Origin of the sequence: Lichenibacterium ramalinae (genome assembly GCF_004137085.1) — a bacterium.
Taxonomy (GTDB): Bacteria; Pseudomonadota; Alphaproteobacteria; order Rhizobiales; family Beijerinckiaceae; genus Lichenihabitans; species Lichenihabitans ramalinae.
The window spans coordinates 1-15,634 of record NZ_QYBC01000043.1 but is presented as its reverse complement, the minus strand read 5'-3'; the positions used below and the strand labels follow the sequence as shown (position 1 = coordinate 15,634).

General features: G+C 67.9%; 14 protein-coding genes. 12 read left to right on the top strand and 2 right to left on the bottom strand.

All coding sequences use genetic code 11. The features are described from left to right. Window positions 1-360: 360 nt before the first annotated feature. Window positions 361-1,212 carry a MurR/RpiR family transcriptional regulator gene (locus D3272_RS26470; RefSeq protein WP_129222230.1) on the bottom strand — a complete coding sequence of 284 codons (852 nt, stop codon included), beginning with the start codon at window positions 1,210-1,212 and terminating at the stop codon, window positions 361-363. A 224-nt stretch (window positions 1,213-1,436) separates the two neighbouring features. Between D3272_RS26470 and D3272_RS26465 the strand changes: the two genes are divergently transcribed. The 7 genes from D3272_RS26465 (at window position 1,437) to D3272_RS26435 (ending at window position 9,144) form a co-directional block, all read left to right on the top strand. Continuing rightward, complete coding sequence (locus D3272_RS26465; protein WP_428978024.1) at window positions 1,437-2,393, top strand: TIM barrel protein; 957 nt, start codon at window positions 1,437-1,439, stop codon at window positions 2,391-2,393. Between the two features lie 96 nt (window positions 2,394-2,489). Continuing rightward, window positions 2,490-3,419: a sugar ABC transporter substrate-binding protein gene (locus tag D3272_RS26460; protein WP_129222229.1), complete on the top strand. Its 930-nt coding sequence runs from the start codon at window positions 2,490-2,492 to the stop codon at window positions 3,417-3,419. Window positions 3,420-3,495: 76 nt separating this feature from the next. Then, complete coding sequence (locus tag D3272_RS26455) at window positions 3,496-4,500, top strand: Gfo/Idh/MocA family oxidoreductase (RefSeq protein ID WP_129222228.1); 1,005 nt, start codon at window positions 3,496-3,498, stop codon at window positions 4,498-4,500. Between the two features lie 88 nt (window positions 4,501-4,588). Continuing rightward, window positions 4,589-5,506, top strand: coding sequence for a sugar ABC transporter substrate-binding protein (locus D3272_RS26450; protein WP_207210327.1), 918 nt, complete (start codon window positions 4,589-4,591; stop codon window positions 5,504-5,506). A gap of 38 nt (window positions 5,507-5,544) precedes the next feature. After that, a complete protein-coding gene (locus D3272_RS26445; protein ID WP_129222226.1) occupies window positions 5,545-6,450 on the top strand; it encodes a sugar phosphate isomerase/epimerase family protein in 906 nt (301 codons plus the stop codon). Window positions 6,451-6,499: 49 nt separating this feature from the next. Continuing rightward, window positions 6,500-8,035, top strand: a complete 1,536-nt coding sequence (locus tag D3272_RS26440) for a sugar ABC transporter ATP-binding protein (RefSeq protein ID WP_129222225.1) — start codon at window positions 6,500-6,502, stop codon at window positions 8,033-8,035. Window positions 8,036-8,118: 83 nt separating this feature from the next. Continuing rightward, a complete protein-coding gene (locus D3272_RS26435; protein ID WP_129222224.1) occupies window positions 8,119-9,144 on the top strand; it encodes an ABC transporter permease in 1,026 nt (341 codons plus the stop codon). Between the two features lie 251 nt (window positions 9,145-9,395). On the opposite strand, the gene D3272_RS26430 is transcribed toward D3272_RS26435, so the two are convergent. Beyond that, entirely contained in the window at window positions 9,396-10,427 is a 1,032-nt protein-coding gene (locus D3272_RS26430; protein ID WP_165361550.1) for a LacI family DNA-binding transcriptional regulator, read from the bottom strand. Window positions 10,428-10,580: 153 nt separating this feature from the next. On the opposite strand from D3272_RS26430, the gene D3272_RS26425 reads away from it, so the two are divergent. From D3272_RS26425 to D3272_RS26405, 5 genes are all read left to right on the top strand, one after another. After that, a complete protein-coding gene (locus D3272_RS26425; RefSeq protein WP_129222222.1) occupies window positions 10,581-11,669 on the top strand; it encodes a fatty acid desaturase family protein in 1,089 nt (362 codons plus the stop codon). A 71-nt stretch (window positions 11,670-11,740) separates the two neighbouring features. Continuing rightward, on the top strand, window positions 11,741-12,052 hold the full coding sequence (locus D3272_RS26420; RefSeq protein WP_129222221.1) for a MocE family 2Fe-2S type ferredoxin: 312 nt from the start codon (window positions 11,741-11,743) through the stop codon (window positions 12,050-12,052). Between the two features lie 32 nt (window positions 12,053-12,084). Next, on the top strand, window positions 12,085-13,302 hold the full coding sequence (locus tag D3272_RS26415; RefSeq protein ID WP_129222220.1) for an NAD(P)/FAD-dependent oxidoreductase: 1,218 nt from the start codon (window positions 12,085-12,087) through the stop codon (window positions 13,300-13,302). Between the two features lie 31 nt (window positions 13,303-13,333). Next, window positions 13,334-14,335, top strand: a complete 1,002-nt coding sequence (locus tag D3272_RS26410) for an aldo/keto reductase (protein WP_129222219.1) — start codon at window positions 13,334-13,336, stop codon at window positions 14,333-14,335. Further along, on the top strand, window positions 14,316-15,131 hold the full coding sequence (locus D3272_RS26405; RefSeq protein ID WP_129222218.1) for a creatininase family protein: 816 nt from the start codon (window positions 14,316-14,318) through the stop codon (window positions 15,129-15,131). The genes D3272_RS26410 and D3272_RS26405 overlap by 20 nt, the downstream gene beginning before the upstream one ends. Window positions 15,132-15,634: the final 503 nt, after the last annotated feature.

Below are 15,634 nucleotides of genomic sequence, written 5' to 3'. Positions count from 1 at the left end.
TTGGTGGGGCAGCCGCCCACCGCCTTGGAGAAGCTCGCCATGTCCTCGAGCCGGCCCCCGACCTGGGCGCCGTAGAGATCGACCGAGGACCGGCCGATCGTGATGACGTCGAGGAGTGGTAATGCGGCCACGATGGTGTCCTCCCGATAGGGCGTCGCGGGTCCGTCCCGCGCGAACGCCCACCCTGTCCCGCGCTCACGTTTTATTGGCCGCTCACCCGCTGGACGCGAGCGGCCGAGTCGCTGTGGACCAAGATATGAAACGTCATTTCTCGACGATGGTCAATCCGGAACATTTATTCTCAACATCCCGTCGGCACCCCGACGTCGGCAGAGAACCTGGCTACCATCCGCGGGTCCACTAGGTGGGATTTCGACGCTCCGCGATGCCCACGGCCAGGGTCATGCTCAGGGCGAGGGTCGCCGACATCGGCCGGAATCCCTCGAAGCTCTGCTCGGCGACCTCGAACCAGATCTTGGCTGCGGGCAGCAGCGGGCTGAACGGGCTGTCGGTAATGGCAACGAGCGGGGTGCCGCGCTCGGCGACGCTTCGCGCGTGGTCGACGGTGGCCGAGGCATAGGGCGTGAAGCTGACGGCGATCGCCGCGTCGGTCGGCCGCGCGAAGGACAGCGTTTCGGGATCGTTGCCTTGTGCCGAACCGACTAGGACGTTCCTAACGCCGAGCTTGCCGAGGGCGTAGTTGAGGTAGGACGTGATCGGGTACGAGCGGCGCTGTCCGATGAGGTAGATCGTGTCGGCCGACGCGAGCAGCGAGATCGCCTCGTCCAGGGCTTCGGGCCGCAGGCGGTCGCGAAGCGTGGCGACCGACTGTTCCGCGGCCGAGGCGAAGCCGTCGAACAGCACACCCGCCTTGGTGACCGGTTCGGAGCAGTTGCGCAGCGCCTCGAGCCGCTCCTGATAGCTCGGGATGCGGTCCCTCAAGCGTTCCCGGAACACGGTCTGCATTTCCGTGAAGCCGCCGAAGCCAAGGGCGTGCGCGAAGCGCACGAGCGCCGAGGGCTGTACCTGGGCGCTCTTGGCGATGCTGGCCGCGGTGCCGAATGCGACATCGTCGGGGTTGGCCGAGGCGAAGGCGGCGATCTGCGCCAGTCGCTTCGGAAGCTTCCGCTTCGGTTCCAGGAGCGCCTTTTGCAGGTCGGCGAACGTCCGCGGCGCGTCGTCGGCTGCCTCACCCCTGACCTCGACATCCATGAAAGCCGCCCCAACCTCGGCCGACCGCCGCGGCGACGTCCGCCGCGCCCCACACTGGAACGACCGCTACGCCCATCATCGGGCCGGGGCCGACACCGTGCAAGAGCGTCGGGTCCGTCCGTCGTCCAGTCGACCCGAGGGGGGCGGGTTCGTGTGCGGCCGGAGGGGAAGGTGCCCGCCTACGGCCCCGTTTCGTGGTGACGTCGCCATCTCGTGACTCGCCGATGGACACGGAGGCGAATGGCACCTCCGCTCGCCACTCCACCACACATTGTCGCTTGACGGTCCGAATGTCGGAATATACGGTCCAACTCAGAATAAAAAACAAACACACGTTCTACGAGGGCAGGAGACCGATGAACGCTTTCAGTCTGAACCACCGCGTGGCGCCTGCTGCCGGCCTGACCGCCTTCTTCGATCTGGCCGTGTCGCTCGGCGTCACCGACGTCGAGGTCCGCAACGAGCTGCCGGGCGTCGCCATCGCGGACGGCACGCCGGCCGAGACGGTGCGGCGCGAGGCTGAGGCGCGCGGGCTGACGATCCTGTCGATCAACGCGCTCTACCCTTTCAACATTTGGACGCCCGAGCGCGCCGAGTCGGCCAGAACGCTCATCGATTATGCCGCGGCCTGCGGCGCGCAGGGCGTGGTCCTGTGCCCGCTCAACGACCCCGCCTATCGGGCGGGTAACGCGGAGCGCCTCGGACGCCTGCGCGAGGCGCTCGCCGCGCTGGCGCCGCTGCTGCGACGAGCAGGCGTCATCGGCCTCGTCGAACCGCTCGGCTTCCCCGAGTCCTCGCTACGGCTCAAGCGCGAAGCGATGGAGGCCATCGACGCGGTCGGCGAGGCTGGAACCTTCAAGCTGGTCCATGACACGTTCCACCACCACGTCGCGGGGGAGACGGAGTTCTTCCCCGGGCACACCGGCCTCGTCCACGTCTCGGGCGTGGTCGACGAGGGCTTGTCTCGCGACGCCATGAAGGACGCGCACCGCGTGCTCGTCGACGCTGGGGACCGCCTCGACAACCTGGGCCAGATCCGTGAGCTTGTCGCCGGAGGCTACGCCGGGCCGCTGTCCTTCGAGCCCTTCGCCGACAGCGTGTCGAACGCGGCCGACATCAGATCCCTGCTCGCTGACAGCATGACCGTCCTGCGGCAGGCCGAGGCAGACCCGGCCCGCTGACGGTGCCGGGCGAAGCGGGAACGACAGACGCCCGGGCCACGGGCGCGGAAGAACGGCGACATCGGCCCTGGAGGCCGTACCATGAGGAGGAACGCGATGAAGGCACGTTTTCTGATGACGGCAGCGCTTACGGCGCTGACGATCGCTGGCTGGGCGCACGCCGCCTCGGCCACCACCATCGGGGTCTCGATGGACAAGTTCGACGACAACTTCCTGACCAGCGTGCGCAACGCCATCACTGATGAGGCCAAGGCGAAGGGCGTCACGCTGCAGGTCGAGGACGCCAACGACGACACCGGCAAGCAGATCAGCCAGATCCAGAATTTCATCGCCCAGAAGGTCGACGCCATCATCGTCAACCCGGTCGACACCTCGGCGACGCCGAAAATGACGCAGCTCGCCACCGCGGCGAAGATCCCGCTCGTTTACGTGAACCGCAAGCCGGAGGACAAGACGCTGCCGAGCAACGTCGCCTTCGTGGGCTCCGACGAGAAGGTGTCGGGCACGTTGGAAGCCGAGGAACTGATGAAGTGCCTGGGCGGCAGGGGCAACATCGTCGTGATGGAGGGCCAGCTATCCAACAACGCTGCGCTCGACCGCACCGCCGACGTCGAGGCCGTGGTGGCCAAGAACCCGGACGTCAAGATCGTGGAGAAGCAGACGGCTGAGTGGGACCGCAACAAAGCCATTGACCTGATGAATAACTGGATCACCACGGGCACCAAAATTAACGGCGTCGCGGCCAACAACGACGAGATGGCGATCGGCGCGATCCTGGCGATGAAGCAGGCGGGCGTCGATCCCAAGAAGGTGTGCGTCGGCGGCATTGACGCCACGGCCGATGGTCTCGCCGCGGTGCAGAGCGGCGACCTCTTCGTCACGGTCTTCCAGAACGCCAAGGGCCAGGGCAAGGGCGCGGTCGACACGGCGCTGTCGCTGATCAAGGGCGACAAGGTGCCGTCCTTCGTCGACGTACCCTTTGAGAAGGTCACCAAGGACAACTTCAAAAAGTACATGAGCAACTGACCCGGCCGCCCCGCAACGAGCGCATCCGGCGCGGGGCACCGGCATCAACATCGCGCATCTTCGAAAGGGCGTAAACATGACGGTACGCATCGGCGTCATCGGCGTCGGCATGATTGGGCAGGACCACATCCGCCGGCTGACGCAGGTCCTGGCGGGGTCCGACGTGGTGGCGGTGGCCGACACGGACGCGGCCCGCGCCCGCGACGTCGCGGGCGGCCTTGCCGGCGCCACGGCCTACGCTACCGGCGAGGAGCTGGTCGCCGCGCCCGAGGTCGACGCCGTGCTGGTCTGCTCCTGGGGGCCGAGCCACGAGCAGTACGTCACGGCGGCTATCCGGGCCGGGAAATGGGTGTTCTGCGAGAAGCCGCTCGCCACGACCGAACAGGCCTGCCTCAACATCCTCGACGCCGAGGTCAGCCACGGCAAACGCCTCGTCCAGGTCGGCTTCATGCGCCGCTATGACCCCGCCTACCGCGCCCTCAAAGCCTCGATCGACGGCGGCGAGATCGGCGCCCCGCTCATCTTCCATTCGGGTCACCGCAACGCTTCCGTGCCGTCGCACTACACCGCCGACATGGCCATCGTCGACACGGCCGTGCACGACATCGACGTCGCGCGCTGGCTGCTCGACGACGAGGTGGTCGAGACGATGGTGGTGACGCCGCGCAAGTCCGGCCGGGGCGGCCCCCTTCAGGATCCGCTCCTCATCATGCTGCGCATGCGCGGCGGCGCCATCGTGAACATCGAGACGAGCGTCAACATCGCCTATGGCTACGACATCCGCGGCGAGGTCGTAGGCGAGACCGGCACGGTCGAACTGGCCGAGTCCGCCACTGTGCTGGTCAAGCGTCAGGGCGTGGTGAACGCCCGGGTGCCCGAGGACTGGCGCGAGCGATTCATCCGCGCCTACGACATCGAATTGCAGGACTGGGTCGATAACTGCCGCCGGGGCACCTGCGGCGGCCCGTCGAGCTGGGACGGCTACGCTGCGACGGTGGTGACGGACGCGGGCCTCGCCGCGGCCAAGTCCGGCGGTTGGGCGCCGGCGACCCTACGCGATAAGCCGATGATCTACGGCTGAGGGGCCACCGGCGGCGCCGGGGGGTGTCGGGGCGACACGTGGGACCGGCAACCGAACGCCGGCTCGAAGGGGGAGAGATATGATGAGAGTGAAAACCCGCGTGATCGGAATGGCGTGCGCGGCCGCCCTTGGCTGCGGCTCGGCCCATGCGACCACCATCGGCGCGTCGATTCCCCACTTCGACGAGAACTTCCTGACCCTGATCGTCAGCGCCATGAAGGTGGAGGCGCAGAAGACCGGCACGACGGTCGAGTTCGAGGACGCCGCTGGTGACACCGACCGACAACTCAGCCAGGTGCAGAACTTCGTCTCCCAGCACGTCGACGCCATCGTGGTCAATGCTGTCGACTCCTCTGCCACGGGCAAGATGACGGAGGCGGCCACGGCGGCCCACATCCCGATCGTCTACGTCAACCGCGGTCCCGACGCCGCGACGCTGCCGCCCGGCGTGTCGTTCGTGTCCTCCGACGAGCACGTGTCGGGCCGCCTACAAGGCGAGGCCCTCGCGAGACTTCTCGGCGGCAAGGGCAACGTCGTCATCATGGAGGGCGAGCTGTCCGATCATGCGACGCGCCTGCGCACCGAAGGGGTCGAGAAGGTCGTGGCCGCCCACCCGGACATGAAGGTCATCGCCGTGCAGCCGGCCGAATACAGCCGCTCGAAGGCGATCGACCTGATGAACAACTGGCTGTCGACGGGCGACCACATCGACGCCGTGGCGGCCAACAACGACGAGATGGCGATCGGCGCCATCCTGGCCCTGCAGGCGGCCCACCTCGATCCGAAGAGCGTCGTGGTGGCGGGCGTCGACGCGACGCCGGACGGGCTCGCCGAGATGGCGAAGGGCCGCCTCGCCGTCACAGTGTTCCAGGACGCCAAGAGCCAGGGCCGCGTCGCTGTCGATACGGCGCTGGGGATGGCCCGCGGCGAGGCGGTTCCGAGCCACGTCGACGTGCCCTTCGAGCTCGTCAAGCCGGACAACATGAAGGACTACGTCGGGCGCTGAGGCGCGTCGCGCTCACTTCCTCACCTGAGGTCACCCCCATGAAGCACACGCTCGACCCCCACATGTTCCGGCACCTGTCCCTCGAGGACACCTGCCGGAAGGTCGCCGATCTCGGCTACGACCACGTCGAGCTGTCGCCGCGGCCGGACTTCCTGTCGTGGTGGACGAGGCCCAAGGTCTACCCGGAGCGCGTCAGGACCTTCAAGAAGGCGCTGAAGGACCACGGCGTCGGCCTCGCCACCCTGCAGCCGATGTACCGCTGGGCTAGCCCATATTCCGACGAATGGGAGGTGGCGATCGACAATTGGAAGCGGGCGATCGAAATCGCGGTCGAGATGGAATGCCCGATGCTCGTGTCTGAGTTCGGGCGCGGTGGTTCGCCCGACCGGAGCTTGGTGGACCGTTCCGGCCTGCACCGGCCCGAAACCTGCGAGGGGCAGTTCTTCCGCGCCATGGACCTCTTGGTGCCCATTCTGGAGCGGGAGGGCCTCGTGCTGTCGCTCGAAGCGCATCCAGAGGACTGGATCGAGGAGATCGCCCCGGCGGTCGACATCATCCGGACGATCGACTCGAAGGCCGTGCGTGCCTCCTTCATCGCGCCCCACACCTTCTTCTACGGCCCCGACATGGTCGCCAACTTGCGCGCCACGGCGGGCCTGCTCACCCACGTCCGCCTCGCCGACACCTACGACCATAACAAGTCCTCGCAGCTCCGTTATATCGTCAACCCGCCGGGCTCGAAGGTGCGCGTGCATCAGCACACCGACTTCGGCCAGGGCGAGATCGACTGGAACCTGTTCTTCTCGACGCTCGGCGACATGAAGTTCGACGGAGTCCTGTCTAACTGCGTGTTCGCCTGGGAGGACCGATACGAGGACAGCGCACGCTTCATGTTGTCCGAAACCAAGAAGTATGTTGAAAAGTACTGGACTAGGGTCGACTGATCGCTGATCCTCGACTCAAGATACGCGCCACGCGCACCGGGAGGGCTTCATGCTGAGTCCACAAACGTTCAAGCTCGTGCGGGAGTCGGGCGCGATCCCGGGTGCCGACTACCTGCTGGAGGTGGACAACGTCCGCAAGGAGTTCCCCGGCGTGGTGGCGCTCGACGACGTGTCCCTGCGCATCCGCCGCGGCTCCGTCCATGCGCTGATGGGGGAGAACGGCGCGGGCAAGTCCACGCTGATGAAGATCATCGCCGGCGTGTACCAGCCCGACGCCGGCACGCTCCGCCTCAAGGGCAACGACATACGCATCGCATCCCCGCTCGATGCCTTGGAGGCCGGGATCGCCATGATTCATCAGGAGCTCAACCTGATGCCCTTCATGACCGTGGCCGAGAACATCTGGATCCGCCGCGAGCCGCTGCGCTACGGCTTCGTCGACCACCGCGAGATGAACCGGCGCACCCGAGCCCTGTTCGACCGGATCGGCATCGACGTCGACCCCGCCTCCGAGGTGCGCGACCACTCGGTGGCCACACGCCAGATGATCGAGATCGCCAAAGCGGTGTCCTACGAGTCCGACGTGCTCATCATGGACGAGCCGACATCGGCCCTGACCGACCGCGAGGTCGACCACCTGTTTCGCATCATCGGCGACCTCAGGGCCCAGGGGAAGGGCATCGTCTACATCACACACAAGATGAACGAGCTGTTCACCATCGCGGACGACGTGTCGATCTTCCGCGATGGCCGCTACATCGCCACACACCCGGCGAAGGACCTGAACCGCGACCAGGTCATCCAGATGATGGTGGGGCGCGAGATCACCCAGATGTTCCCGAAGGAGCCGGCCGTCATCGGCGAGGTAATCCTGTCCGTGCGCGACCTCGCGCTGGAGGGCGTGTTCTCGGGCGTCTCGTTCGACCTGCGCCGCGGCGAGATCCTTGGCCTGGCGGGGCTCGTCGGCTCGGGCCGCACCAACGTCGCCGAGACGATCTTCGGCGTGACCCCGGCCACGGGCGGCGAGATCCGGCTCGACGGGAAGCCGGTCACGATCGGCAGCCCGCGCGACGGCATGCGGGCCGGCATGGCGCTGCTCACCGAGGACCGCAAGGACACGGGCTGCTTCCTGATGCTCAGCGTCGGCGAGAACATGGAGATGGCGGTGCTCACCCACCGCTACGTCAAGGCCGGCTTCGTGGACCAGGGTGCGGTCGACACCGAATGCGGCAAGATGAAGGATGCCATGCGGGTCAAGACGCCGAACCTCGCCGAGCGCATCGAGAACCTGTCGGGCGGCAACCAGCAGAAAGTGCTGATTGGCCGCTGGCTCCTGACCAACCCCAAGATCCTGATCCTCGACGAGCCGACGCGCGGCATCGACGTCGGCGCCAAGGCCGAGATCCACCGCCTGATCTCGCGTCTCGCCGGCCAGGGCGTGGCCGTGATCATGATCTCGTCGGAACTGCCCGAGGTGCTGGGCATGAGCGACCGCGTCGCGGTGATGCACCAGGGGCGGCTGACCGGCATCCTCGACCGCACGGAGGCAGACCAGGTGTCGGTGATGCGGCTTGCCGCCGCGTGAGGGGACGCGTGAGACAGCCACGGACGTCGAAGCGACGATGAGGGGCAGCGATAAGCCCCGCCACAGGGACGGGAAACGGGACCATGACGGAACCACTGACCAACACGATCGCGATGGCGGAGCGCAAGGTTGGGCGCCGCCGCCTGCCCAACGAACTCGGCATCGTGCTGGTTCTGATCGGCATAGCGCTGTTCTTCGAGGCCGTCGGCTGGGGCGTGCGCGGGCAAAGCTTCCTCGGAAACCCGCAGCGCCTGCTGGTGATGATCCTGCAGGTGTCCATCGTCGGGCTGATCGCCATCGGCGTCACGCAGGTCATCATCACCGGCGGCATCGACCTGTCGTCGGGCTCGGTCCTGGCGGTGTCGGCCATGGTGGCGGCCTCGCTGGCCCAAGAGCCGGGCTACGCCCGTGCGGTGTTCCCGGCCCTCACCGGCCTGCCCTTCGTCATCCCCTTGCTGTGTGGACTCGTGATCGGCGGGATCGCGGGCGTCATCAACGGGTCGTTGATCGCCATCACGGCCATCCCGCCCTTCATCGCCACCCTCGGCATGATGGTGACCGCGCGCTCGGTGGCGCAACTCTACACGCGCGGTCAGCCCATCTCCATGCTGGCCGACAACTACACCTGGATCGGCTCTGGCGCCGTGCCGGTGTTCATCTTCCTCGCCGTGGCGGTGATCTTCCACGTGGCGCTGCGCTACACGCGCTACGGCAAGTTCACCTACGCGATCGGCGCCAACGCGCAGGCTGCGCGGGTCAGCGGCATCAACGTGCGCCGGCACATCATGCTGGTCTACACCATCGCCGGCACCCTGTCGGGTCTCGCCGGCCTTGTCACCTCGGCGCGCGCCGCCTCGGGCCAGGCCTCGATGGGCACGGGCTACGAACTCGACGCCATCGCAGCCGCGGTGATCGGCGGCGTGTCGCTGGCGGGTGGCGCGGGCCGCATCTCGGGCACGGTGATCGGCACGCTGATCCTGGGCGTGATGACCTCCGGCTTCACCTTCGTAGGCATCGACGCCTACGTGCAGGGCATCGTCAAAGGCGTCATCATCGTGGCGGCGGTGGTAATCGACCAGTACCGCCAGAGCCGCCGCAGAAAAGCGTGACGTCCGTTTCGACACCGGTCCGGCATCGCCCCCGTCGGCGTGCTTGAGCCGATCGCTCGGCATCGGCTTAGGTCGATCACGCGCGAAGGCCGGCCCTCTCGGGTGTGGAGTTCTGAAGGTCGAGCGTCATCGAGCGGCACGTCGAAACGCTTCCGGCCGGGCGACGGAAATGCAGACGAACCTTCATCGCGCCACGTCGCACCGGCGGCGGGGCGCGTTCACGCTTGCCAGCGTGTCATTCAGCCGCGGGGTCAGATGTTCTCGGACAAGCACAGCTCGAACCTCAGGTGCGGGCCGGCCGGCGGTGGTTTTTTCCCGTCGAGGCGATCGAGCATTGCCGCAACGACAGTGCGCGCCACTTCGGCGAGCGGCGTCGCGATGACGATGTCGATCGTTCCGTCGAGCAGGGCTTCCCGCGTTTCCGTGAACAGGTCCATCGCCACAACGACGATGTGGCGTGCCGGCGGACTGTCGCGCAGTGCCGCGATGATGCCCTCGATCCCGCCGCCGGGAACGTAGAGGCCGGTGAGGTCGGGCTTGCGCTTGAGTAGGTCCAGCATCGCTTCCTGGGCGAAGTGCGGGTCCTCGAAGCTCGCCAGGGGCTCCAGCATCTTCAGCCCGGGCGCGTGTTCGCGCAGGTAGGCTCGAAAACTGATCTCGCAGAGTTCGTGGCCAAGGTAGCGGTGGCTGCCGACCACGATGCCGACGTCGCCCATCCCGCCCGCCAGTCGGACCATGACCCAGCCGGCGGTGCGCCCGGCCTTGCGATGGTCGATGCCAAAGTAGCCGGCCCGCGCCTCCGTGCCCAGGTCCGACAGCAGGGTGTAGACCGGTTTGCCCGACGCCGCGAGCCGGTCCACGGCGGCGCTGACCCTGGGATGGTCCGCCGCCACGATACCCAACGCGTCGCAGCGCTCGCCCAGTCGCGCGACCCGCTCGGCCACGCTGGCCGGCGTCAGATCCTCCATGTGCTCGACCATCGGCCTGTGCCGCCCGAGCGCAGGATCGGTCGTGGCCCGCACCAACTCGGCGGCGAGGTCCCGGTACACCTCCGTCCCGCGGCGCTGCAGAAGGAAGCCGAGCCGCCGCTCGGGCCGCATCGCGTCGACCCGGTTGGCCAGGAGCCTCGCTGCGTGGAAGCCGACCGCCTCCGCGGCGTCCCGCACCCGACGTGCCGTCTCGGCCCGCACGGGCGCGCGCCGGTTCAGCACGCGGTCCACCGTGGCGGCGCTGAGCCCGGCCTCGCGCGCCACGTCGGCCAGGGTGGCGCGCGGTGAGGCCACGAATTTGACAGTTTCTTGCATGCTGGAGTGAGGTGAGATGACGGATCTGAGAGGATCGATCATGCCTGTATTGAGGCCTGGGCGGAAGTCCCATACGACCGGTGCGGGACGATCGGGGACGAGACGAACCGTGTCCGGGACAAGGGGGGCGGCATGGCTTTTACAGGGACGCGACGCGACTACGGGCTGCTCGGCCTCGACGCCAAGGCGGCGGTCGAGAACGGGCTCGCGTCGGCCAAGTGGTACTCCTGCCCGATCGGCCGCAAGGAGCTTAAGGAGTTCATGAGGCGCAGCGACGGCCCGGCGCTGCGCGACACGGCGCTGTGGTTTGGCCTCCTCGCCTTTAGCGGCGGAGCCGGTGTCGCTCTTTGGGGCTCGTGGTGGGCCGTCCTGCCCTTCGCGGTCTATGGCGTACTTTACGGGTCGGCCTCCGACTCGCGCTGGCACGAGTGCGGCCACGGCACGGCCTTCAAGACGCGCTGGATGAACGACGTCCTCTACAACGTCGCGAGCTTCATGGTCTTCCGGGAACCGACCATCTGGCGCTGGAGCCACACGCGCCACCACACTGACACGGTCATCGTGGGGCTCGACCCCGAGTTCAACGTGATGCGCCCGGCGGACGTGCTGGCCATCCTGCTCAACGTCTTCGCCTTCAAGAACGTCGTTCTAGGCTTCAAGCAGCTGGTGCTCCACGCTTCCGGCCGGGTCGACGCCGAGGAGGCCACTTTCATTCCCGACATGGAGCGCCCGAAGGTGTTCCGCACGGCGCGGATCTGGCTCGCGCTTTTCGCCCTCGTAGTCCTGGCTTGCGTCCTGACGCACAGCGTCCTGCCCGCCATGCTCATCGGGTTGCCGACGATGTATGGCGCCTGGCTTCAGCTGCTGTTCGGGCTGACGCAGCATGCCGGCCTCGACGAGGACGTGCTCGATCATCGGCTCAACAGCCGCACTGTGATGATGAACCCGGTGTTTCGCTTCCTCTACTGGAACATGAACTACCACATCGAGCACCACATGTTTCCCATGGTGCCCTACCACGCGCTACCCCGGCTGCACGAGGTCATCAAACACGACTGCCCGAAGCCTTATCCGAGCCTCTACGCCGCGTTCGCCGAGATCATCCCGGCTGTGCTGCGGCAGGCGAAGGACCCGACATACTTCGTCCGGCGCGAGTTGCCGTCGCGCGCCAAGCCGCTCGACCTGCAGCCGGCGGGTCCGGGCATGGTGGCGGCCGAGTAGGCGCGCCTGCCCATCACAGACTGCGGGGCCGGGGAGCCCCGCCCATCATGACGCGATCGAGGGAGGATGACATGGCCTGGGTGCGAGCCTGCGCGACGGACGAGATCGACGAGGAGGACGTGGCGCGCTTCGACCAAGGGGACCGGACTTTTGCGATCTACCACAGTCCCGAGGACGCCTTCTATGCTACCGACGGCCTGTGCACCCACCAGGCGATCCACCTCGCCGACGGGCTGGTAATGGACCACACGATCGAGTGTCCCAAGCACAACGGCCGCTTCGACTACCGCGACGGTAAGGCGCTCGGCGCCCCCGTCTGCGTCAACCTCCGCACCTATCCCGTGAAGGTCGAGGACGGGGTGGTCCTCGTCGACGTCGGGTGACGGGCGCGGTGGACGCCGCCGGAGCCGGCGGAATGGTCGTGGTCGGTGCCGGGGAGGCCGGAGCCCGTGCGGCCTCGGCCCTGCGCGAGCGGGGCTACGACGGACTCGTGACCCTGGTGGGCGACGAGCCCCACGCTCCCTACGAGCGGCCGCCTTTGTCGAAGGCCGTGATGGCATCGGACGACGAGGCGCCCCCTGTCATCCTCGACGAGGGCAAGCTCGCGGCCCAGCGCATCGCGCATCTCGCCGGCGCCCGCGCGACCCACATCGACCGCGACGCGCGCGTCCTTCACCTCGCGGACGGCCGCGACCTGCCCTACGCCAAGCTTCTGATCGCCACCGGCGCGGGCCCGCGGCGCCTGCCCGTCCCCGGGGCGGACGGGCCACACGTCCTCACTCTCCGCACCTTCGCCGACGCCCTGGCGCTCCGTGCCCGGCTCGTGCCCGGATGCCGGTTGACGGTGGTGGGCGGCGGCTTCATCGGGCTCGAAGTGGCGGCCGCCGCGGCGGCGCGGGACTGCGCCGTGACGCTGGTGGAGGCGGCGCCCCGCATCCTCATGCGCGGCGTGCCGACCGCCGTCGCCGACCGCGTGGCTCGGCGCCACCTCGCAGCCGGCGTCGACCTCCGCACCGGCTTCGGCATCGCGGGCCTTGAAGCGCGGCCGAACGGCGTGGCGCTGCTCCTGGTCGACGGCACCCAGATCCTGTCCGATGCCGTCGTGGTCGGCATCGGCGCCGTCCCCGAGACACGCCTCGCCGAGGCGAGCGGCCTCGCGGTCGAGAACGGCGTACGTGTCAACGCGCAGCTTCGCACCGAGGACCCGAACATCTTCGCCGCCGGCGACTGCTGCTCCTTCCCACACCCGCTCTACGGCGGGCGCCGTATCCGTCTGGAGGCGTGGCGCAATGCGCAGAACCAGGGCGCGCTCGCGGCCGCCAATATGCTCGGGGGATCGGAGGCCTACGCGGCCGTGCCGTGGTTCTGGTCCGATCAATACGACGAGACGCTGCAGGTGGCCGGCCTGTCCGACGAAGCGGTCGACACGATCGAGCGCGACCTCGGCGCCGGCCGCCTGTTCTTCTGCCTCGCCGCGGACGGTCGGCTGGTGGCAGCGAGCGGCGTCGGGCCGAACGGCGTCATCGCGCGCGACATCCGCCTGGCCGAGATGATGATCGCCCGCCGGGCCTGTCCCGACCGGGTCGCGCTCGCGTCGCCGAGTGTGAAACTGAAGGCGCTGCTGGCGGCCTGATCGGGGCCGGCGAGCCCGAGAGGAGGACGAGGTGGAGACGACGACATTCCCCCGGACCGACCGGCAGGTCGGCCGCCTGGGCTTCGGCGCGATGGGCTTCGCCGGCTGGTTCGGAGACCAGCCTGAGGCCGACCACGTCCGAGCGCTGCACTACGCGCTCGACCACGGCGTGACCCTGATCGACACGGCGCGGGCCTATGGCGAGTCCGAGCGCATCGTCGGCGCTGCGTTGAAGCAGTGGCGCGGTTCGGCGCCCTTCGTGGCCACGAAGGTGCAGGGGCTCGGCGGCCAGCCGCAATGGGGCACGCCGGTGCCGGTCGAACTGTCTTTCCCCAAGGGACAGGTAATACGGAACTGCGAGGACAGCCTGCGAACCCTGGGCATCGACGCTATCGACTGCCTTCAGCTCCATACCTATTGGGCGACCTGGGGGACGCGGGGCCACTGGCTCGACGAGATGCGGGAACTGAAGCGCCGCGGAATGGTGCGGACGATCGGGGTGTCGGTGCCGGACCACCGCTCGGACATGGTGCTGCCGCTGGTGATGTCGGGCGAGATCGATGCCGTGCAGACGGTGGTCAACATCTTCGACCCGACGGCGCTTGAAGTGCTGGTGCCGTTCTGCCAGGAGCACGACGTCGCCGTATTGGCCCGCTGTATCTTCGACGAGGGTGGGCTGACGGGCTTCCTGCAGGAGAATACGGTGTTCCCGCCGGGAGACTTCCGCGACGGCTACTTCGACGCCACGGTGCCCCGCTCGGCCTACATCGCCAAGGTGGACGCCCTGCGCCGCTACGTCCCCGAGCATGCCGGCTCGCTCGCTGCCCTGGCGCTGAAGTTCGCCCTCCACCGTCCCGGCATCACCGCGGCCCTGACCTCCATGCACGACGTCGGCTACGCCGCCATGAACATCGACGCCGTCGACGAGCCGCCGCTCGACGAGGAGGTGTTCCGGTCGCTGATGTTCCGGCACCGGTTCATCAAGAATTACGCCAACTTTAAGAACTTTGGGTATGGCAGTGCCGTCGGCTGATCCGGTCCGCTGGGCGGACCTGCACCGCGAGGAGTTCGAGGCGCGGCTCGCCGCGTGCCCGGTCGTCTACCTGCCGCTGGGGCTCTGCGAGCCGCACGGACATGTGGCGCCCTTCGGGCTCGACACGATCAAGGCCGACCACCTCTGCGAGGAGGCCGCTCGACGCTTCGGCGGCATCGTGGCGCCCACCATGGGCTACCACGTCCATGAGACGGGCTATCACGCGCCCTGGCTCCACGACGTAATGGAGGGGGCGAACCCTCGGCTCGGGGGACTGCCGCCGCACGTCGTTCTGGAGTGCTTCCTGTACCAGCTCAGGGCCTTCGCCAACGCCGGCTTCACGCGCGTCGTCGCGGTGTCGGGGCACCACGGCGGAAACCAGGCGGACCTGAGGCGCGTAGCCCGCGAGTTCGCCCGCGACGTGCCGATGGCGTTCTCCGTTTGCAGCGACCCGGAACTCGTCCAGGACTGCTATGCCGGCGACCACGCCGGGCGGTACGAGATCTCGCAGTTGCTCTTTATCCGGCCGGACCTCGTCCGAATGGACCGAGCGGGCCGCGCCGCTTCGCAGGCCGACGGCGGACGCTTCGCCCAGAACCCCGACGCGGTCGAGGCGACGGGCGATGAAGGGCGCGCCATCATCGAAGCGTCCCTGACAGAGTTGGGGCTGCGTGTCGCGCGGCTGCGCGATGCTGCCCCGCGCCGGCCCGGCCCTTTCCTGCCTTTGGCAGCCATGGAACCGATCTGGCACCGGATCGTGGCCGAACGCGATAGTTGGCTGACCCTGAACCTGTGAGGCAGGCTTTCTCGGCGGAACTGCGCATTCCCGGATGTCCGGCTTCGACACCCGCTCGCTCCAGAGCGGCTGTGCCGCTTTCCACCCGATTACGCCATTCGGTAAGATGCCGGGCGGCAACCCCGAAGACCGTTCTTCGAGAGAAGAAACACCGCCTGCCGGTGCTGTGCGGTGGACGGCATCGCTGCAGCACGTGCCGCGATCCCTCAAAAACCTCACAGGTCAGCACCGGAATGGAGCCCGTAGGAGCCCTCGTGACGAATAGTCGGAGCGGCCCCTGCAGTCTGAGGGCGACGTTGGTGCAAGTCGGTCCGTCGCAGGACCGCAGGCGTTCGACGCACTCGCTGTTTGGCGCGATGGCGAAGACGTTGCCGAGCGCAGCATGCGCCACCAGGAGGCGCCCGTCCGGCGCCATGGCGAGACCCTTGTCAGGCGCCACGGTAAACCCATCCGGCGGCGCCACGAGGAACCCATCCCCCCTGCGTAGCAGGGAGTGCAGCGAT

Coding starts and splice junctions, on each gene's coding strand:
- D3272_RS26470 (WP_129222230.1), bottom strand. CDS start 1,212: ATGGATGTCGAGGTCAGGGGTGAGGCAGCCGACGACGCGCCGCGGACG.
- D3272_RS26465 (WP_428978024.1), top strand. CDS start 1,437: ATGGACACGGAGGCGAATGGCACCTCCGCTCGCCACTCCACCACACAT.
- D3272_RS26460 (WP_129222229.1), top strand. CDS start 2,490: ATGAAGGCACGTTTTCTGATGACGGCAGCGCTTACGGCGCTGACGATC.
- D3272_RS26455 (WP_129222228.1), top strand. CDS start 3,496: ATGACGGTACGCATCGGCGTCATCGGCGTCGGCATGATTGGGCAGGAC.
- D3272_RS26445 (WP_129222226.1), top strand. CDS start 5,545: ATGAAGCACACGCTCGACCCCCACATGTTCCGGCACCTGTCCCTCGAG.
- D3272_RS26440 (WP_129222225.1), top strand. CDS start 6,500: ATGCTGAGTCCACAAACGTTCAAGCTCGTGCGGGAGTCGGGCGCGATC.
- D3272_RS26435 (WP_129222224.1), top strand. CDS start 8,119: ATGACGGAACCACTGACCAACACGATCGCGATGGCGGAGCGCAAGGTT.
- D3272_RS26425 (WP_129222222.1), top strand. CDS start 10,581: ATGGCTTTTACAGGGACGCGACGCGACTACGGGCTGCTCGGCCTCGAC.
- D3272_RS26420 (WP_129222221.1), top strand. CDS start 11,741: ATGGCCTGGGTGCGAGCCTGCGCGACGGACGAGATCGACGAGGAGGAC.
- D3272_RS26415 (WP_129222220.1), top strand. CDS start 12,085: ATGGTCGTGGTCGGTGCCGGGGAGGCCGGAGCCCGTGCGGCCTCGGCC.
- D3272_RS26405 (WP_129222218.1), top strand. CDS start 14,316: ATGGCAGTGCCGTCGGCTGATCCGGTCCGCTGGGCGGACCTGCACCGC.